17 protein-coding genes are annotated in these 20,008 nt (G+C 57.2%); 8 read left to right on the forward strand and 9 right to left on the reverse strand.

Features of this window, described 5'->3' with window-relative positions; translation table 11 throughout:
* The coding region (locus BLV20_RS29675; RefSeq protein WP_139192767.1) for an IS30 family transposase at positions 1–763 on the forward strand (763 nt) is incomplete at its 5' end.
* A gap of 183 nt (positions 764–946) precedes the next feature.
* On the opposite strand, the gene BLV20_RS29680 is transcribed toward BLV20_RS29675, so the two are convergent.
* From BLV20_RS29680 to BLV20_RS31245, 5 genes are all read right to left on the reverse strand, one after another.
* The gene (locus BLV20_RS29680) at positions 947–1,207 is read right to left on the reverse strand and encodes a hypothetical protein (protein ID WP_092305925.1); all 261 of its coding nucleotides are present in this window, start codon (positions 1,205–1,207) and stop codon (positions 947–949) included.
* Positions 1,208–1,331: 124 nt separating this feature from the next.
* Positions 1,332–1,985: a hypothetical protein gene (locus tag BLV20_RS29685; protein WP_092305926.1), complete on the reverse strand. Its 654-nt coding sequence runs from the start codon at positions 1,983–1,985 to the stop codon at positions 1,332–1,334.
* A gap of 132 nt (positions 1,986–2,117) precedes the next feature.
* Positions 2,118–3,284 (reverse strand): restriction endonuclease, encoded by a 1,167-nt coding sequence (locus BLV20_RS29690; protein WP_092305927.1) that lies wholly within the window; start codon positions 3,282–3,284, stop codon positions 2,118–2,120.
* Between the two features lie 727 nt (positions 3,285–4,011).
* Entirely contained in the window at positions 4,012–4,473 is a 462-nt protein-coding gene (locus BLV20_RS29695; RefSeq protein WP_218190318.1) for a hypothetical protein, read from the reverse strand.
* A 228-nt stretch (positions 4,474–4,701) separates the two neighbouring features.
* Entirely contained in the window at positions 4,702–4,923 is a 222-nt protein-coding gene (locus BLV20_RS31245; RefSeq protein ID WP_139192768.1) for a hypothetical protein, read from the reverse strand.
* A 342-nt stretch (positions 4,924–5,265) separates the two neighbouring features.
* On the opposite strand from BLV20_RS31245, the gene BLV20_RS29700 reads away from it, so the two are divergent.
* Together BLV20_RS29700 and BLV20_RS29705 are read left to right on the forward strand one after the other, a co-directional pair.
* Positions 5,266–7,968, forward strand: a complete 2,703-nt coding sequence (locus tag BLV20_RS29700) for an AAA family ATPase (RefSeq protein WP_256577913.1) — start codon at positions 5,266–5,268, stop codon at positions 7,966–7,968.
* A gap of 27 nt (positions 7,969–7,995) precedes the next feature.
* Positions 7,996–8,520 carry a gamma-glutamylcyclotransferase gene (locus BLV20_RS29705; protein WP_092305929.1) on the forward strand — a complete coding sequence of 175 codons (525 nt, stop codon included), beginning with the start codon at positions 7,996–7,998 and terminating at the stop codon, positions 8,518–8,520.
* Between the two features lie 332 nt (positions 8,521–8,852).
* Here BLV20_RS29705 and BLV20_RS29710 read toward each other — a convergent pair whose 3' ends face one another.
* From BLV20_RS29710 to BLV20_RS29725, 4 genes are all read right to left on the reverse strand, one after another.
* Entirely contained in the window at positions 8,853–9,401 is a 549-nt protein-coding gene (locus BLV20_RS29710; RefSeq protein WP_007922919.1) for a cupin domain-containing protein, read from the reverse strand.
* A gap of 437 nt (positions 9,402–9,838) precedes the next feature.
* Positions 9,839–11,119, reverse strand: a complete 1,281-nt coding sequence (locus BLV20_RS29715) for an NAD(P)/FAD-dependent oxidoreductase (RefSeq protein WP_175540283.1) — start codon at positions 11,117–11,119, stop codon at positions 9,839–9,841.
* 193 nt (positions 11,120–11,312) lie between these two features.
* Complete coding sequence (locus BLV20_RS29720; protein WP_092305931.1) at positions 11,313–12,803, reverse strand: aldehyde dehydrogenase; 1,491 nt, start codon at positions 12,801–12,803, stop codon at positions 11,313–11,315.
* A 33-nt stretch (positions 12,804–12,836) separates the two neighbouring features.
* Entirely contained in the window at positions 12,837–14,213 is a 1,377-nt protein-coding gene (locus tag BLV20_RS29725) for a glutamine synthetase family protein (protein ID WP_092305932.1), read from the reverse strand.
* A 265-nt stretch (positions 14,214–14,478) separates the two neighbouring features.
* Here BLV20_RS29725 and BLV20_RS29730 point away from each other — a divergent pair, with 265 nt between their 5' ends.
* From BLV20_RS29730 to BLV20_RS29750, 5 genes are all read left to right on the forward strand, one after another.
* Positions 14,479–15,240 carry a gamma-glutamyl-gamma-aminobutyrate hydrolase family protein gene (locus BLV20_RS29730; protein WP_092305958.1) on the forward strand — a complete coding sequence of 254 codons (762 nt, stop codon included), beginning with the start codon at positions 14,479–14,481 and terminating at the stop codon, positions 15,238–15,240.
* 250 nt (positions 15,241–15,490) lie between these two features.
* Positions 15,491–16,633, forward strand: coding sequence for an ABC transporter ATP-binding protein (locus tag BLV20_RS29735; RefSeq protein WP_092305933.1), 1,143 nt, complete (start codon positions 15,491–15,493; stop codon positions 16,631–16,633).
* 41 nt (positions 16,634–16,674) lie between these two features.
* Positions 16,675–17,556 carry an ABC transporter permease subunit gene (locus BLV20_RS29740; RefSeq protein ID WP_164485211.1) on the forward strand — a complete coding sequence of 294 codons (882 nt, stop codon included), beginning with the start codon at positions 16,675–16,677 and terminating at the stop codon, positions 17,554–17,556.
* A complete protein-coding gene (locus tag BLV20_RS29745; RefSeq protein ID WP_092305935.1) occupies positions 17,553–18,437 on the forward strand; it encodes an ABC transporter permease subunit in 885 nt (294 codons plus the stop codon). Before BLV20_RS29740 ends, BLV20_RS29745 begins: the two co-directional genes overlap by 4 nt.
* Positions 18,438–18,545: 108 nt before the next feature.
* A complete protein-coding gene (locus BLV20_RS29750) occupies positions 18,546–19,643 on the forward strand; it encodes a polyamine ABC transporter substrate-binding protein (protein ID WP_092305936.1) in 1,098 nt (365 codons plus the stop codon).
* The last annotated feature ends 365 nt before the right edge of the window (positions 19,644–20,008 follow it).

Here is a 20,008-nt window from a genome sequence, read left to right on the forward strand (position 1 = left end):
AACGGTGGCGCAAATTGTTGCAGACAAGCTTCAATTGCAGTGGTCACCGGAACAAATTGCCGGTTGGTTGAAGCGTACCTACCCGGACGATACGAGCTATCAGGTGTCACACGAGGCGATCTATCGCACGCTCTTCATACAGGCTCGCGGGGCTCTGAAGAAAGAGTTGCTTGAGCATTTACGGCGCACGCGGGCCATGCGTCGCTCGCGCCATCACACGCAGAAGAAAGAAAATCACGGTCGAATCACTGACGCGGTATCGATCCGCGAACGCCCGGCCGCGGCTAAGGATCGGGCGGTGCCAGGTCACTGGGAAGGCGACCTGCTGTGCGGTAGCAGGAACAGCCAAATTGCCACTCTTGTTGAGCGTCATACCCGCTACGTAATGCTGGTGAAATTGGACGGTAAGGATAGCGAGACGGTCATCAGCGCCCTGATCGAAAGCGCCCGCAACTTACCCCAAGAACTCTACAAATCGCTGACGTGGGATCGCGGAAAAGAGATGGCTGACCATAAGCGCTTTACGGTGGCTACCGACATCAAGGTCTACTTCTGCGATCCTCATCGTCCTTGGCAACGGGGATCGAATGAGAACACCAACGGGTTGTTAAGGCAGTACTTCCCGAAAGGAACCGACCTTGCGGATCACTCGCAAGCCACGCTCAATGAAGTCGCAAGGCAGCTAAATAGCCGCCCTCGGAAAACACTAGACTACGAAACACCCGCTGAACGATTTAGCCAATCTGTTGCGTCGACCGGTTGAATCCACAGCCAAAAGCGGACATTCTCCGAACCTATTCGCTTGAAATCGCGATATTCGACTCGATCTTTTTCCCCATACTGATGCGAGGCTCAGTCGAGTAGCCCAGTGAAAAAAGGGATGGATTAAAGCCCGTCTCAGTGAGCGAGGCGAACGATTTGAGCGGACTGTTATGTAACAATACGCCTAGCCTTGCTGTTGCTCATATATGGCGACCAACTGCTCTTGGCTGTGACTAGTGCCAGGCCAGGGCGCATGTATCTCAACCAAATCAAATTCGGCATCGCCGTTTTTGGCGAGCTCTATAATTTCTTCATCTGTCAGTGCTGCATATTCTGGCCACTGATCGATTAAGCCTCTGGCATTTGATACTGCAGCATCTTCGGTTTCACCAATATAAAGCTCTTCAATCTGTGCGTGCCCATAGGTAATCATGTAAAAGGACATTTCTTCTCCTGGCTCTACAAAATTTTTAAATTGGTACATAAAGTTTGGTTAAGACTCAAAAGGGGGCACTAACATCTGCAAAAAGGCCGCGACCCTTCAGGACCGTCGCGCCTGCAGCAAATTGTCACCCACTACGAGGCCAACCACAAAGAGCTTCAAATTCAATATACGTTTTCGTAGACTTCTTGATTGCCTGACCTAGGGGCATGAGCAAGCGGTCAAGCTCAGACTTGCTTGCTCCCCCGCTAGCCAAAACTAGGTCATTAACGTGTTTCACGAAAATTGAGTAGCAATCAACTGCACTCTTCCCTGTACCAGACTGCTTCCATTTGTTTTTCGTATCGAAAAGTAGCGACTTACACTTCTGCCTCTCGTCGGCAGTTAATTTTCCGAAGATCGCCCAAAGCGACCTGATTGCGTGCTGGTCATAAATCGGATTTATCTTATCTTTCAGATGCATTGCAAAGGCATAGAACACCACATCGGTATTTGTTGATACTGGCTGCTCTGTGGCATAGTTCGCACAGAACTTCTTGTATGCCTTCCATTTCCCTAGCTTCCACAAAAGAGCCTCTGCAAGGTCTTGTGGAGAATCCGAACTATTGTTCGAGAAATTTTCCGTACCTACGAGTCGGGGGAAAACATCTTCGTCGTATTGATACCCAAGCTTCGCTAGTTCTTTCGTTGCTTTCTCAATTGCGGCTTTGTCCAAGCGCCCCTCAGAAATATTCTCCTGAAGACTAGCAATTAGTTTTCCCAGAGGGCTTTCTTTGATCATCTGCGAAGTCTCGACTGCAGTGGCTAACTTTTGATTAAAGGGCGATAACGGGGAAGGAACAATAATGGGCCAATAATTGGGAAAAATCTATTTCCCTCTTGGGAATAGGTCAGATCTATGGCCCATCCTTAGCTAACTTTCCTCAGCCTCTGCTTGAAACACCTCAATGAGCTTCTGGTTGTAATCATCAAGGTAATTCTGCAAGCCCTCACGATCGACTAATCGCACTCCAGCAGTACCGGCCAACTCTTTCGCGGACTTTGTGTAGTAGGAATTGGTAACCACCATAGCCTCGTCACACGCATAGAACGCTTTGGCGGAGATTGCTTGCTGCACTGCGGCATTCCCAACAGAGCCCGTGTAATTTTTGGCCTGGATTACCATGTTTTTGCCGAACCGACTGACAAAAAGATCGGCGCCCTGATCAGCAGTCTTTTTTGTTTCCTTCACGTCAAACCCGATAGTTTGGAAAATCTCGACCAGGAATGCCTCAAACTGAAAGCCGTCCATAGCATCCACGAGATACATCGTGATGAATCGATTCGGATTGAAGTGCTCGAGCTGACTCCCAAGGCGCTCCACCAGAATGTGGAAGTAGATGCTTTCACACCAACCGAGCCCCTTACGGAATTCGGCTAGTGGTAGTAATGGAACACTGGCCGTCGTTCCTGCCTGAGGGGTAAATTGAATGCTTGGGTACGAAACGTCGTTTTCCCAGAGATAGTAGTAAAACAGAGCGAGGTCGGATCGAAAGGTTGTCCCTGCCTCCTCGATCCAGGAGCGGAGAGTCTCTGTCAGATCCGTTTTGATGTGCCGGCTGAGTTCTCTGGAAAAGCCGAGATAGACAGAGTTGAACGCAGTGGTCAGAAGCAATTTGTCCAAAAGCGAAGGTTGCCCCTCAAGCTCATCAAACCCCTTGCGAATAAGAACCTCACGAAACAGCTCGCGTTCGGTGTACACCCCATCGAACCTGGGGCCGGGCACGCCAACATCAGAGCTACCAGAAGCAGTCTCACGAGTGGTATGTATGAAGTTCGTAAAGTACGGCTGCTTGAGTTGCGCATACTTTCTCAAAACGTTGTTGAGCAGATCGTTCAACTGCGCCTGTTCTTTCTTTTTCCCCAGAAAATCCTTGATGAGTCCTTTGGATTGGTACTGAAAATCGGGATAGAACGAAGGATCAAGGGGAGTAAGATGCTGAACGCGCAATTCAGCCGAGGGAGAGACCTGTGAGCTGTTGCACCATGGGCACGCGGTTTCAAATGTCGTCTTATTGCATCCGTTGCATTGGTAAATCATCGATGTCGGTTCCTAGATAGATTTTTCCGGTGCCCTTCGAGCGTCGCTGCAATCATTAGCTCGCACTGGCTCGTGGAAGACACTACGCAGAAGAAATACCGCAATAGGCGAACCGACGATAGCCCAGTGCCATCCTCCCGTCTATGTGACTATTTGACGAGCCCGCGTTCCTGAGCAGAAATGGGGAGGAGTTTATTTCCAGAAAATACACCGCTCCACGTGCCCCCCTTTCGAAACCCGATCACGCCCTCCCCATCTCTTCATACGAAACATCAACAACCGCGAGCGTCTTTAAACAGGTTTTTTTGAGGCGGTTAAACGGGTGGATCAAGAGTGGTCTCACTCTTTGTTTTTGAGCGGCCGCTTTCGGCCAATAGCTGCCAGTTGTATCCGGCAGCAACCGGCCAATAGAGGTCGTTCTGGGAAGGCCTGAAACGGCTATAAAGGGCAGTCGTAGCCAGTCACTGTTGGCGCTTAGTTACTGACACCCGCAGCAAGCGAATACCATTATTGCGAAAGGCTGGAAACTGATCGGTACGGTTGATTATATAATTGAAGACGCATCCATGAGTCGCTACATCCTCACTAGTCAAAAGCCAGCAACCCAGTAGGGATATATTGGCAGTCTGGATGGTACGCTTTGAGTACCATAACGCAGTCTATGCCATAAACCCTGCCGAAGCAGGGCTTATTGCTTGGACCGAGTGAGCTATTCCAATGACAAAAATTACGTTTTAGAGAAAAGCGATGGTGTCGCCAGTGGAGGGGCCTGCGGGATTGATGGCAATGGTGGAAAAGTATTTAGGCGAGTATTTGCAATGAAAGGTTTTGTACCAAGTTGCCAAAGCGAGTCGATATTTCGTAGGTATGTGATAACGCGATGCTCTTCCGCACTGATCAGGCCATGCAATTCCGTCTGGTGAGTCGGGAATCCAGGAGAGCGATCAAACATCCCTAAATCAACTGGCCAAGGATCTCCATGGCTTGAGTTATCGCAGATTTTCTGAAGTTCGCGCTCATAAGCCTGAATGTCAGCATCAGTGCCGCTGAAGTAAAATTTCGCGGCGACGATAACTGTCAGCGTCCCTTTGCGCTCACCTATGAATTGTATAGGTGATAACAGACCCGCCATGTATATGGCTTCGATTGTTTCGATTATTCGAGTGTCATGGTCTTCGTCCCAAATCACCGCAAAGTCATGAATCTGAGGAACTTTGAGAGGTGATCGGGTAACGTCAAGCCATTCTACTGATCTAAAGACGGAGTAGTGCGATCCTCGTCCGAGGTGTCCTACTGGTTCCGGTTCGTTATAGAGGCAAGAAAATAAGGTCGAATATACAGGGGGGTGCATAGGGAGTTACTCCGATTTCGTCAGATTAAGTGGTTTTCTTCCACTGTGAGTAAGCTTTCGGCTACCTCACGGCTCGTCGACGACTATAGCATGCTTGATTTTTTCATCAATCCGGCGGCGATCAATTTTTCCTATCACAGTCATCTCAGGTGTTGATACAAGCCTTGCGGCCTGTTGATAAGAGAGCCAGATTACATATCTTGCTGAATCGTAATTCTGTTGAATCATGTATCCGTTGGTGCCCATCCGCTCTGCGATCCAATCGATGGAGCCAATGCCATTTGTCATAGACTGATTGACTGACTTACGTAATGTGCTGGTATTGACTAGGCTCCTATACCACTTCCGTTCACGAAGAATTTGCCATTATAGCTCTCTAACAAATCGATGGCATACGCAGGCGGCTTGGCATTAAACGGTTTTCATCGAACGTCTCTTCAATGGCAAATTGCTGCTTTTCACGAAGGCCTGCAATCGGCCAAAAGCTGTCATTTCGGATCTACATGTAAGAGGAGTTCGCAGATCTCCTGCTTTGCTGGCGAGGTGACAAGCGCCGGTTGTTAAATTACGTACTTTCTGGGCTCTCACAACATTTCTCTCAACTATGCTGTGTACGTTTGGTAACCGTGCGTGAGTATCTATAAGACTGGATTCTCGCAGCATTTATCCTATAGTTTCGCTATCGAGAGCCACCCGATGACGCAGCCTGCTTTCAATATCTTCGATGCGCTGTCTGATTGGGGGAAAACACTTTCTCCCTGGCAGGGCTTTTTGTTAAGCCGGTTGGTGGCATCAGCTGAGCTCAGCGATGAGTCACTAGATGAGGTCTTCACCGAATACCTAATCGACCAAACTCTTAGTGTGCCAGCGGCAGTTCGTGCCACTTGGGATATGACGCTTCCGCAGTTTGAGGTCGACATTTCGAAGGCGGTCAGCACCTTGAGCTCCATCGAGTCGGTGACAGGCGTCAATGCGCTAGCTGTTGGTGAAACACTGAGCTTCGGACCAAAGCTTACTGTGATCTATGGCCCCAATGGCGCCGGGAAGTCTGGTTATGCTCGTGTATTGAAGTCTGCATGCTTCACTCGATCCAAAGACACAGGGATCCTAGGTGACGTCAGGCTAGCGAAGGGCACACATCCGAAACCTACGGCCACCTTCCATTTTGATGATGGGTTAAGCGTCAAGTTCGTACATCAAGAGGCATGCCCTCGATTGCGTGATGGCTTTTCCGTTTTCGATTCGACCTGCGTTCGCGTGCATCTTGATGATCGTAACGTTTTTCAAGTCATGCCGTATCTGTTCGACGTTTTCCCTCGAATGGTTACAGCGTTTGGCAAATTACAAACAAAACTTCGCGACGAAATCGCCAATCGGACGCCGGTACTGGATAAATTTGCCATCCAAGACAGCACGTCAGATGTAGCCAATGCCTTGGCGACGCTCAGCGCCCAAACGGATTTGAGCCAGCTGAAAGCGTTTGCGGTGTTTGGCGATGCCGAAGCCGCTAGATTAATGGCTATCGAGCCGCAGTTGACTGAACTTAGGACAACGGATCCCAAGGAGATCGTCAAAAAAAACGAGCAACGAATTGTTGATCTGGAAGCTGTCAAAGCGAGTATTGCTGCGCTGGCTGCTGGTGTAAATCCGACCACGGTGACCAAAATTGGTAAAACAGCTAAGCAGATTGGTGAGCTCATCGAAAAGGGAGCGGCATTGTCCGCAGCTCAGTTTGGCGAAGAGCCTATACAGCCCATAGGAACTACGGCGTGGAGAAATCTCTTATCCGCTGCGATCGCATACAACGCCGAAGCCTATCCAGGTGATGCTTTCCCTCTCCAAGTCGAGGGCGCGCGCTGCGTGTTGTGTCAGCAGGTGCTTGATGTGGAAAGCGCAGATCGTATGGGGCGATTCTATAAGATGGCCACGAGCGACGTTGAAATGCAACTGACCACCGCCCGAGAAGAAATGATGGTTCATGGCTCGGAAATAAGCACGGTCAGTGTTACGTTCTTTGCTCAGGACAGCGCTGCGCGACGTGTGTTGCTGGAACTTGACGCGGTGCTGGAAGCTGATATCGCGGCTCATGTGGATGGCTATCGGCATTTCATTGAGACTTTGGACTTGGCAGTAACTAACATCTGCGACCCGATGTGTTCCCTGCTGGAGTATGACGCTGTTTCAGAGCGAATTAACGCTTTGGTCGAACGCTTGAAACAGGACAACGAACAACTGCGCGAAAGTGACCCCAAGGCTTTAATAGACGCTCTTTTGTTAGAGCAACAACTTCTGAATGACCGCCATAGGCTTTCTGCCCAATATGATGAGATTGCGGCAGCGGTTGAGAATCTCCAATGGGTAAGTAAGGCAACGCCATGCGTTCGGGGTTTCTCAGCCATTCAGCGTGATGTGACGAGTAAGCAAAAAGCCCTAGCTACGACGTTGGTTGCGAAAGGCTTTATCGCTCGATTTGCGGAGAACTGTGAAGCCTTAAAGCTGGAGTTACCCGTACAGTTCCGCTTCGCCGGAGATGCAGGTACCACAGATCGAAAGATTGAGATCAGCAACGCAGGCACGGCTGGTGTTGACCCTTCCCGTGTGCTTAGTGAGGGGGAGCAGACCGCCGCCGCATTGGCAGACTTTCTGACGGAAATCGAACTCAGTGGTACGTGTTCCGGCGTCATCTTCGATGATCCCGTTACATCCATGGACCATGTACGTAAGGAGCTTATCGCCCAACGCCTAGTGGATGAGGCTACACGGCGTCAGGTCATTGTATTCACTCATGACATTCTGTTTACGAACTACCTCGCAACTGCCGCGGAGGATAGCGGTGTGGCATTTGCCGGACGGACTGTCTGGCGTGATGATAGTGATGCCCCTGGCGCGATAGACCGATTGGCTTTCCCTCACGAGCATTACGAGGGTGCTGCATATGACCGAGCGAAAAAACACTACGATACCGCCCGTGGGTTGACTGGAGACTCGCAGCGAGATGCTTTGGAAAAAGCCTGTGGAAGCCTGAGAACCGGCTATGAAGACTTCATCCAGAAGAAGCTGTTTAACAACGTCGTACGTCGGTGGCGAGAGAATATAGCTTTCACATTGAACCAAGTTTTCTTTGATGAGGCAATTGCACTCCGTGTGCACGATAGAATGGTCGCGCTGTCCCGTTATATTGACGCGCATTCGCACTCCGAAAATTTCCATGAGGGACCACTTACGGTTGAAATTTTGGCCACTGAATTTTCCCTATTCGACAGCATTAAGTCGGACTACAACAGGGCTCGAAAGGACTGGGAGAATTCCAAGCCGAAGGCCATTTTCAGCTGAGAGATAAAAATCAAAAAGGAGGGTGTCATGTGGGTTTTCGGTTTCGGATCGCTGATGACCGATGGTTGGGAGAGAGACTTTTCCTGTATGCAGCGTGTTAAAGCTGAATTGAAGGGATATTGTCGTGTATTCAATAAAAAGTCTGTCTCCAACTGGGGGACGCGTGATTGTCCGTGTCCAACCCTCAACCTAGTGCTTGAAGCGAACGCAAGTTGTATTGGGATTGCTTTTGAGTTTTCTGAAGAAAAGACGGAGGAAGTAGAGGCTTACCTTACTCGACGTGAAGGTAGGAATTTTAATCTTTCAGTTGTAGAGGTTGTTGCTGAGGGCTCAGGGCCGGTGAAAGCTTTGGTACCTCTGTACGCAGGTAAAAATATTATTCGATCCATCGATATGCAAGCAGCTTTTGGGTTGGTCAGCTGTGCTAAGGGCTCAAGCGGTAGGTGCACAGACTACGTAGTTAATGTTTATGAGCAGTTGAAAAAACTCGACATCAACGATCCTGCGGTGACGAAGATGTGGAATCTAATATTTGAACACCGGCCGAATTGAGGAAGACGTGAATTTAATAGATTTAGAAAAGAAGGGACATATGCCGAAGCTAAGAAGGATGGGGGCTTTCCAGCGTCTTGTGTCCTTTCGTCCTTGCTCATGAACTCCTTAGGATCGAACCTGTAGCTCACCAATAGAAGTAATGGTTCGATTAAGTCCTCTCGTGACTGGCAGCTATTGGCCGGAAGCGGACGCTTCTCAACCAAGCAGATATCTACATTACTCCTAAGTATTCAACTCAAAAGCGCCCCGTAAAAGCACAGCCGTGATAAGCGCTAAGCGGCTATCGATAGCCGCTCTGAATCAAGAGAGAGTTTCAGGAATTACCCAACTCAGAAATTCGCCGGCGTATTCGCACTAATAATCTCCGCCTCATCCTGCCCAATATTGCGAAACTTATGCGGCAGCGTAGTCGGAAAATAATACCCATCCCCCGGGTTCAACACGCTCACCTGCCCATCCACCGTCAGTTCCACGGTGCCACGGGTCACAAGGCCGCACTCCTCCCCTTCCGCATGCACGATCGGCTCGTCGCCGGAGCTGGCGCCGGGGGCGTATTGTTCGCGCAAAAAGCGCATCTGGCGGGTTGGCAGGGCGGCGCCGATCAGCAGCAGGCGGGCGCCGTCGCGGCCGAGGTCGGGTTGTTCGTTGGCGCGGAAGACGTATTGGTGTTCGCGCGGGGGCTGGTCGAAGGTGAAGAAGTCGGCCAGGGACATGGGGATGCCTTCGAGCAGCTTTTTCAGGGAGCTGACGGAGGGGCTGACGCGGTTCTGTTCGATCAGGGAGATGGTGGCGTTGGTCACGCCGCTGCGCCGGGCCAGCTCGCGCTGGGACAGTTTGTAGCTTTCGCGAACGAGTTTGAGTCGGGTGCCCGTGTCCATAACAGCCTTATGCGAGAGGAACTTAAGGGTATTCGGCGCTTGGGTCGCGATTGTCGCGATTTGGGTGCCTCTGGAGCCTGAAAGGCGGCTATTTAAACATGTTTGACGGCGCTGCTGTAAGGGCTGGCGATGAGGGGTTTACGGGGATTTTACGGTGGGTTTGCGGGCCCTGGGAGGTCCTGCGAACCTCGGCGCAGCCGCGCTGGGGCTCGGCAGCGGCTACAGGTCGGCGTTGAGCCGGGGGTGGCCCGGTGCTGGGGCCGTCTGGGGTCTGTAGCCGCTGTCGAGCGTTAGCGAGGCTGCGATCGGCCTGGGCGGCATTCCGACGAAGCGGGCGCAAGCGGAGTGCCTGATGGACCGCGTTATCGTTCATCGCGAGCAAGCTGCGCTCCTACAAGAGCAGGAACGCGGCGTGCCATGCCCATGTGCCCTGTCGCTTAGATGCCGAAGCGGTCGCGCAGCGCGTAGTACGCGGCGCCCATGGCGGTCAGCGGGGCCTGGAAGGTGCGGCCGCCGATCATCGGCATATGTGGCAGCGAGGCGAAGGCGTCGAAGCGTTCGGCGTCGCCGCGGATCATTTCCGCGATCAGTTTGCCGGCCAGATGCGAGCAGGTGACGCCGTGGCCGCTGTAGCCCTGCATGTAGTAGGCGTTCTTTTCGATGCGGCCAAATTGCGGCATGCGCGACATGGTCAGCAGGAAGTTGCCGGTCCAGCGGTAGTCGATCTTCACGTCCTTGAGCTGGGGGAAGGTCTTGAGGATCTTCGGCCGGATCAGTTGCTCGATGTCGTTCGGCTCACGGGCGCCGTAGACCACGCCGCCACCGTACAGCAGGCGGTTGTCGGCGGTGAGGCGGTAGTAGTCCAGCAGGTAGTTGCAGTCTTCGACGCAGTAGTTGTTGCGGATCAGGCTGCGGGCCATTTTCTCCGATAGCGGTTCGGTGACCACGATCTGCGAGCCGCACGGCATGCTCTTGCGCGTCACCCGCGGGTCGAGGTCCTGCTGCAGGTAGGCGTTGCCGGCGATCAGCAGGTACTTGGCGCGCACCACGCCCTTGGCGGTGCGTACGATATTCGGCTCGCCGTAGGTGATTTCCAGCGCCGCCGACTGCTCGAAAATCTTGCCGCCCAGGCCGATGATGGCGCTGGCTTCGCCCAGGGCCAGGTTCAGCGGGTGGATGTGCCCGCCCTGCATGTCCAGCAGGCCGCCGACGTAAGCGTCGGAGCCGACTTCCTGGGCGATCTGCGCCTGGTCCAGCAGCTTCAGGTTCTTGTTGCCGTAGCGCTCCCAGCTGGCCTTCTGTTCGGCCAGGCCCTTGAGTTGCTTCTTGTTCATGGCGGCAAAGATGCCACCCGGGCGGTAGTCGCACTGGATGTCGTAATGCTGGATGCGCTGACGAATGATATCGGCGCCTTCGAAGATCATGCTGCCCAGCACTTCGGCGCTTTTCTCGCCGTAGCGCGACTCGATCACATCGACGTCGCGGCTGTAGGAGTTGACCAGTTGCCCGCCGTTGCGCCCGCTGGCGCCGAAGCCGACTTTGGCCGCTTCGAGCACGGTGACGCTGTAGCCCGCCTCGGCGAGGAACAGCGCCGAGGACAGGCCGGTGTAGCCGGCGCCGATCACACAGACGTCGCATTCCACCAACTCTTCCAGCACCGGGAAATCGGCGGTCGGGTTGCGGGTCGCGGCGTAGTAGCTGTTTACGTAGGTTTGCATTATCGAATTCCCCAGCGGGTGCGGGTCGAAGCCCGCCCCGCCGTTGTTATAGGTAGTCGTCTTAACGACAACTGTCTGCGCGTCGATCAGGCTGCGTTAAAAACAGGCTCGGAATGCTCATGTAGGCCCCTACAGTCGAACGCGACCCCGGCCGTTCCTCGCCTGTTTTTGCCTTGCCTGATCGCCAAAGCGCCTAGAGCTTGATCCAGGTCGCTTTCAGCTCGGTGTATTTGTCGAAGGCGTGCAGCGACTTGTCGCGACCATTGCCCGACTGTTTGAAGCCGCCGAACGGCGCGGTCATGTCGCCGCCGTCGTACTGGTTGACCCACACGCTGCCGGCGCGCAGGCCACGGGCGAAGCGGTGGGCGCGGCTGAGGTTGCTGGTCCAGACCCCGGCGGCGAGGCCGAAGATGCTGTCGTTGGCAATCGCCAGGGCTTCTTCTTCAGTGTCGAAGCTGATCACCGACAGCACCGGGCCGAAGATCTCTTCGCGGGCGATGGTCATGGCATTGGTCACGCCGTCGAAAATGGTCGGCTCGACATACAGCCCGCCGGTGCTTTCCAGGGTCCGCGCGCCGCCGGCCAGCAGTTGGCCGCCTTGCTCCTTGCCGATGCCGATATAGCGCAGCACGTTCTCCAGCTGGCGTTGATCCACCAGCGCGCCGACGCGGGTCGCAGGGTCCAGGGCGTGCCCGGGTTTCCAGGCCTTGAGGGCTTCCACCAGCAGCGGAATGAACTGCTCGCGGATCGAGCGCTCCACCAGCAGGCGCGAACCAGCGGTGCAGACTTCGCCCTGGTTGAAGGCGATGGCGCTGGCCGCCGCTTCTGCCGCGGCGCGCAGGTCCGGCGCGTCGGCGAACACCACGTTGGGGCTCTTGCCGCCCGCCTCCAGCCACACGCGCTTCATGTTGCTCTGCCCGGAGTACACCAGCAGTTGCTTGCCCACCGCGGTGGAGCCGGTAAAGGCCAGCACGTCCACGTCCATATGCAGGGCCAGTGCCTTGCCCACGGTGTGGCCGTAGCCCGGCAGCACGTTGAACACGCCCTTGGGGATGCCGGCATCCAGCGCCAGCTGGGCGATGCGGATCGCGGTCAGCGGCGACTTTTCCGAAGGCTTGAGGATGAACGAGTTGCCCGCCGCCAGGGCCGGGGCGAATTTCCAGCTGGCCATGATCAGCGGGAAGTTCCACGGCACGATGGCCGCCACCACGCCCGAGGCCTCGCGAGTCACCAGGCCCAGTTGATCGTGGGGCGTGGCCGCGACTTCGTCGTAGATCTTGTCGATGGCCTCGGCGTTCCAGCGGATCGCGTTGGCGGTGGCCGGCACGTCGATGCTCAGGGCGTCGCCAATGGGCTTGCCCATGTCCAGGGTTTCCAGGAGCGCCAGTTCTTCCTGGTGCTCGAGGATCAAATCGGCGAAGCGGATCAGCACGCGCTTGCGCTCGGCCGGGGCCTTGCGCGACCACACGCCGGACTCGAACGCCCGGCGTGCCACCTGCACCGCCCGGTTGGCGTCGGCCTCGTCGGTGCTGGCGACGTTGGCCAGAAAGCGCCCGTCCACCGGGCTGATGCATTCGAAGGTGGCGGCGCTGGCGGCGTGGCAATACTGGCCGTCGATAAAGGCGCGGCCTTCGAGGGTCAAGGACTGGAAGCGCTGCTCCCAGTCGCTGCGGGATTTAGTCATGGCAAATACTCAACGCAGGATAAGGAGCGGCCATCAGACCGTGTGCAGGTACCAGTTGTATTCGAGGTCGGAGATCGAGTTTTCGAACTCGGCCAGCTCGCTTTCCTTACAGGCGACGAACACGTCGATGTACATCGGGTCGATGTACTTGGCCATCACCTCGCTGTCGTCGAGCACCCGCAGGGCGTCGCGCAAGTTGCTCGGCAGGCTCTGTTCGTTCTGCTCGTAGGAATTACCTTCCACCGGCGCGCCGGGCTCGATCCGGTTGGTCAGGCCGTGGTGAATGCCGGCCAGTACCGAAGCCATCAGCAGGTACGGGTTGGCGTCGGCGCCGGCGACACGGTGTTCGATGCGTACGGCGTCGGAAGAACCGGTCGGCACGCGCACGGCCACGGTGCGGTTATCGATGCCCCAGCTCGGCGAGTTCGGCACGTAGAACTGCGCGCCGAAACGGCGGTAGGAGTTGACGTTCGGGCAGAGGAAGGCCATCTGCGCCGGCAGGGTTTCCAGCACGCCGCCGATGGCGTGGCGCAGGGCGTCGTTGGTTTCCGGGTCGTCGCTGGCGAAGATGTTGTTGCCTTGCTTGTCGAGAATCGAGATGTGCACGTGCAGGCCGTTGCCGGCCTGGCCCGGGTACGGCTTGGCCATGAAGGTGGTGTCCATCTCATGGTCGTAGGCGATGTTTTTCACCAGGCGCTTGAGCAGCACCGCGTAGTCGCAGGCTTTGATCGGGTCGGAGACGTGGTGCAGGTTGACCTCGAACTGCGCCGGGGCGCTTTCCTTGACGATGGCGTCGGCGGGGATGCCCTGCTCTTTCGCGCCTTCGAGGATGTCTTGCAGGCAGTCGACGTATTCGTCGAGGTCGTCGATCAGGTAGACCTGGGTCGACTGCGGACGCTTGCCGGAAATCGGCGAACGCGGCGACTGCGGGCGACCGTTCACGTTGTCCTGGTCGATCAGGTAGAACTCCAGCTCGAAGGCCGCGCAGATAGTCAGGCCCAATTCGTCGAACTTGGCAACGACCTGGCGCAGCACTTCGCGCGGGTCGGCGAAGAACGGCTGGCCTTCGATTTCGTGCATGGTCATCAGCAGTTGCGCGGTCGGGCGCTTCTGCCAGGGCTCGACGCTGAGGGTGCCGGGGATCGGGTAGCAGATGCGGTCGGCGTCGCCGATGTCCAGGCCCAGGCCGGTGCTTTCCACGGTGGAGCCGTTGATGTCCAGGGCAAACAGCGAAGCCGGCAGGTTGATGCCTTTTTCGTACACCTTGTGCAGGGCGGTACGTTCGATGCGCTTGCCACGCACCACGCCGTTCATGTCTGCAATCAGCAGGTCGACGTAGAGGATCTCGGGATGGTTCTTCAGGAAGGCGTTGGCTTCGTTGAGCTGAACGGCACGCAGTGGGACCGACATGATGCACCTATGTGTTAATTATTATGTTCAAAGCGGTTTCGTGGCAGCAGTCAATCCGAAAGGAAAAGTGAAGTCAATAGCGAACATAGGGCCCAAAGCGTTAAATATTTTGCCCTATATGGCCACACAAGCAGGCGGCAGGCGCACAAAACCCGAGAATCCGACGAGCTACGTTTAGAATTTTTTACACGGAAGTTGTTAATTAAAATCAACGAGGATAAGCTCTCGAAAAACTCGTTCCAGCGTGAATTTCGAGGTGATAAAAATGGCATTCAAGCCATTGATCGGCGTTACTGCGTGCGTCAAAGAGATCGGGCTGCACCCCTACCACATCAGCGGCGACAAGTACTTGCGTGCTGTCAGCACCGCCGCCCAGGGGCTTCCGGTCATCCTTCCTTCCCTGGCCGACCTGAGCGAAAACCAGCAATTGCTGGCGCAGCTGGACGGCCTGCTGTTCACCGGCTCGCCATCGAATGTGGAGCCCTTCCACTATCAGGGCCCGGACAGCGAACCGGGCACCGCTCACGACCCCCAGCGCGATGCCACCACCCTGCCCCTGCTGCGCGCGGCGATTGCCGCCGGCGTGCCGGTGCTGGGCATCTGCCGCGGCTTCCAGGAAATGAACGTGGCCTTCGGCGGCAGCCTGCACCAAAAGGTGCATGAGTTGCCCGGCTACCTCGACCACCGCGAAGCCGACCACCCGGACCTGGCCGTGCAGTACGCCCCGGCCCATGCCGTCAGGGTGCAAGCCGGCGGTGTGTTCCAGGCCCTGGACCTGCCCCAGGAATTCCAGGTCAACTCGATCCACAGCCAGGGCATCGACCGCCTGGCCCCGGGCCTGCGCGCCGAGGCGCTGGCGCCGGACGGGCTGATCGAAGCCGTGTCGGTGCAACACAGCACGGCCTTTGCCCTGGGCGTGCAGTGGCATCCGGAATGGCAGGTGCTGTCGAACCCGGTCTACCTGCGGATCTTCCAGGCCTTCGGCGATGCCTGCCGGCAACGGGCGGCGCAGCGCAACGGCCACTGATTCAAAGCTTCACCCGCGAAATTGACTGCCACGCTCCCTGGCCGGCGGCGGTGCGCCCTTGCGCGCCCGCCCCGGCCTGCGGAGCGGTTCAAGCCACACCCAGCACTACGAGAACCTGCTTTCAAGAACAAGAACCAGCGTCAGGCCGCCAGGACGGCAGCGCCGAATAAACCCGCCCCCGCGGGTTTGTCATCCATCTATTAAGCCGGGCCGTTTTGGCCCGACGACTGACATCTGTTGGGAGTTCCACATGGCAAACGCCTCCAGCACGTACAGAAAGGCTCTGGAAGGTCACCCGCAACCGCAGAAGGTGCTGGTGAGAGTCGACCGCGTGACCAAGAAGTTCGATGAAACCGTGGCCGTGGACGATGTGTCCCTGGACATCCACCAGGGCGAGATCTTCGCCCTGCTCGGTGGCTCGGGTTCCGGCAAGTCCACCCTGCTGCGCATGCTGGCGGGTTTCGAGCGGCCGACGGAGGGGCGTATCTACCTGGACGGCGTGGACATCACCGACATGCCGCCCTATGAGCGGCCGATCAACATGATGTTCCAGTCCTACGCGCTGTTCCCGCACATGACCGTGGCGCAGAACATCGCCTTCGGCCTCAAGCAGGACCGCCTGCCGGCCAGCGAGATCGATGCGCGGGTGGAAGAAATGCTGCGCCTGGTGCACATGACCCAGTACGCCAGGCGCAAGCCGCACCAGCTGTCCGGCGGCCAGCGCCAGCGCGTGGCCCTGGCCCGCTCCCTGGCCAAGCGGCCGAAGCTGCTGCTGCTCGACGAACCCATGGGCGCCCTGGATAAGAAGCTGCGCTCGCAGATGCAGCTGGAACTGGTGGAGATCATCGAGCGCGTCGGCGTGACCTGCGTGATGGTGACCCACGACCAGGAAGAAGCCATGACCATGGCCCAGCGCATCGCCATCATGCACCTGGGCTGGATCGCCCAGATCGGCAGCCCGATCGACATTTACGAAGCCCCGGTCAGCCGCATGGTCTGCGAGTTCATCGGCAACGTGAACGCCTTCGACGGCACCGTCATCGAAGACCTGGAAGGCCACGCGGTAATCCACTGCCCGGAGCTGGAACAGCAGATCTACGTCGGCCACGGCGTCAGCACCTCGGTGCAGGACAAGTCGGTGACCTACGCCATCCGCCCGGAAAAAATGCTGGTCAGCAGCACCCAGCCCGAGCACCGCTACAACTGGTCGCGGGGCAAGGTGCATGACATCGCCTACCTCGGCGGGCATTCGGTGTTCTACGTCGAACTGCCCGGCGGCAAGATCGTCCAGTCGTTTATGGCCAACGCCGAACGCCGCGGCGCACGGCCGACCTGGGACGACCAGGTCTACGTGTGGTGGGAAGACGACAGCGGCGTGGTACTGCGCGCATGAATACCTCCAGCCTGACTCTCAATCAGCGTTTGTCCCGTGTGCTGCCCAGCGGTCGCAAGCTGGTGATCGGCATTCCCTTCCTCTGGCTGTTCCTGTTCTTCATGCTGCCGTTTTTCCTGGTGATGAAGATCAGCTTTTCCGAAGCCGCCCTGGCGATCCCGCCCTACTCGGAGATCTACAGCTTCGCCGAACAGAAATTCCAGCTGCTGCTCAACGTCGGCAACTATGCGTTGCTGGTGGGTGACGAGCTGTACATCTCGGCTTACCTGGGCTCATTGAAAGTCGCCCTGCTCAGCACCCTGATGTGCCTGGTGATCGGCTTCCCCATGGCCTACGCGATCACCAAGGCCAGCAAGGAAACCCAGAACGTCTTGCTGCTGTTGATCATGATGCCGACCTGGACCGCGATCCTGATCCGCGTCTACGCGTGGATGGGCATCCTCAGCAACAACGGCCTGCTCAATGGCTTCCTGATGTGGAGCGGCCTGACCTCGGCACCGATCGAGATCCTCAACACCAACACCGCGGTTTATATAGGGGTGGTGTACGCGTATTTGCCGTTCATGGTGCTGCCGCTGTACGCCAACCTGGTCAAGCACGACCAGAGCCTGCTGGAAGCCGCGTCGGACCTGGGTTCGAGCAACTTCAACAACTTCTGGAAAATCACCGTGCCGCTGGCCAAGAACGGCATCATCGCCGGCTGCATGCTGGTGTTCATTCCGGTGGTTGGCGAGTTCGTCATTCCCGAGCTGCTGGGCGGCCCGGAAACCCTGATGATCGGCCGCGTGCTGTGGCAGGAGTTCTTCAACAACCGTGACTGGCCGGTGGCCTCCGCCCTGGCGGTGGTGATGCTGGCGATCCTGATTATTCCAATCTTGCTGTTCAACCGCAGCCAGGCCAAAGAGATGGAGGGACGGGCATGAAACGTTTTGGATTTTCCAGCCTGATGCTGGTGTTCGGCCTGGTGTTCATCTACCTGCCGATGCTGATCCTGGTGATTTACTCGTTCAACGCTTCCAAGCTGGTGACGGTCTGGGGCGGCTGGTCGGTGAAGTGGTACGTCGGCCTGCTGGACAACCAGCAGTTGATGGGCTCGGTGGTGCGCTCCCTGGAGATCGCCTGCTACACCGCGATCGCCGCGGTGGCCCTGGGCACCCTGGCGGCCTTCGTACTGACGCGGGTCACCCGCTTTAAAGGCCGCACGCTGTTCGGCGGCCTGGTCACCGCGCCGCTGGTGATGCCGGAAGTGATCACCGGCCTGTCGCTGCTGCTGTTGTTCGTGGCCATGGCGCAACTGATCGGCTGGCCGCAGGAGCGTGGCATCGTCACTATCTGGATCGCCCACACCACATTCTGCGCCGCCTATGTGGCCGTGGTAGTCTCCGCGCGCTTGCGCGAGCTGGACCTGTCCATCGAAGAGGCGGCCATGGATTTGGGCGCGCGGCCGTTCAAGGTGTTTTTCCTGATCACCATCCCGATGATCGCGCCATCGCTGGCGGCGGGCGGCATGATGTCGTTTGCCCTGTCGCTGGACGACCTGGTGCTGGCGAGCTTCGTCTCCGGGCCGGGTTCCACCACCTTGCCGATGGAAGTGTTCTCGGCGGTGCGCCTGGGGGTGAAGCCGGAAATCAACGCGGTGGCCAGCCTGATTCTGCTGGCGGTGTCGCTGGCGACTTTCCTGGTCTGGTACTTCAGCCGTCGCGCCGAAGCCGCCCGCAAGCGGGCGATCCAGGAAGCCATGGAATACACCGCCAACGAAGCCTATCAACCGGCAAGCGCACCACGGATGCAAGCGACGGCCTGAATCCTCATTAACCCGCTTCGCCAGCCAGCCGGCTGGCGAAGGCGTGCAACCAGATACAGCGCATTGCGAATGCAGCAATTCTGCACAATAAGAAATGGAGTTGTAGTGATGAAAATGCTTGGCAGGACTCTGCTAACACTGTCCTTGATGGGCGCGATGGTGACCGGCGCTCAAGCCAGCGACAAGGAGCTGCGTGTCTACAACTGGTCGGACTATATCGCCCCGGACACCCTGAAGAAATTCGAGGCCGAGACCGGCATCCACGTCATCTACGATGTCTTCGACAGCAACGAAACCCTGGAAGCGCGCCTGCTCACCGGCAAGTCCGGCTATGACATCGTGGTCCCGTCCAACAGCTTTATGGCCAAGCAGATCAAGGCCGGGGTCTACCAGGAACTGGACAAGTCGCGGCTGCCGAACTGGAAGAACCTCAACCCGGTGCTGTTGCAGAACGTCGCCGCCAGCGACCCGGGCAACGCCCACGCCTTCCCTTACATGTGGGGCTCGATCGGCATCGGCTACAACCCGGACAAGGTCAAGGCCGTGCTCGGGGCCGACGCGCCGACCAATTCCTGGGACCTGCTGTTCAAGCCGGAGAACGCCGAGAAGCTCAAGGCCTGCGGCATCAGCTTCCTCGACTCGCCGACGGAAATGCTCCCCGCCGCCCTGCACTACCTGGGCTACCCGGTGACCAGCAAGGACAAGGCGCAGATCCTCGAGGCCGAGGCGCTGTTCATGAAGATCCGTCCTTCGGTGACCTACTTCCATTCCTCCAAGTACATCTCCGACCTGGCCAACGGCAATATCTGCGTGGCCGTGGGTTACTCCGGCGACGTGCTGCAGGCCCGCTCGCGCGCCGAAGAGGCCGGCAACCGGGAAAAGGTCGCCTTCAGCATTCCCAAGGAAGGCGCCGGCAGCTTCTACGACATGATGGCCATGCCCAAGGACGCGGCCAACGTCGACAACGCCTACCTGTTCATGGACTTTTTGATGCGCCCGGACATCATCGCCGAGGTCACCAACAGCCTCGGCTACAGCAACGCCAACGCCGCCGCTACGCCGCTGGTGGACGAAGCCATCCGCAACGACCCGGCCTCGTATCCGCCGCAAGCCGTGCTCGCCACGCTATACGCGGTGCCCGACCAGCCGATCGCCATCCAGCGCGTGATGAACCGCGGCTGGACGCGGATCAAGCTCGGCAAATGACACCCCGCGCCCGCCATCGCGGCGGGCGCCGCTGCCCTCTTCCGTTCAGTCGCGCCTTACCACCGCGACACCCCTGCGAACGGGCTCGCCTGGCTCCCTCGGTTCAGGTGACTCCTTGGCGCCCTCCTCGGGCGCCTTTTTTGCTTCAGCCCCCACACAAAACCCCGTAGCCGCAGCCGCATCCAGACCCAACGCCTGTAGCCGCTGCCGCAGGCTGCGATCGGCCCGAAGGGACGCGGCGATCTCCAGCCCCATGAAGGCCCTGCGGGCCTTGTCGCAGCCTCGCAGGCTCGGCAGCGGCTACAAACGCTGCAGCATCCACAGACCCACCACCTGTAGCCGCTGCCGCAGGCTGCGATCGGCCC

Source organism: Pseudomonas sp. NFIX28 (assembly GCF_900107395.1).
Classification (GTDB): domain Bacteria; phylum Pseudomonadota; class Gammaproteobacteria; order Pseudomonadales; family Pseudomonadaceae; genus Aquipseudomonas.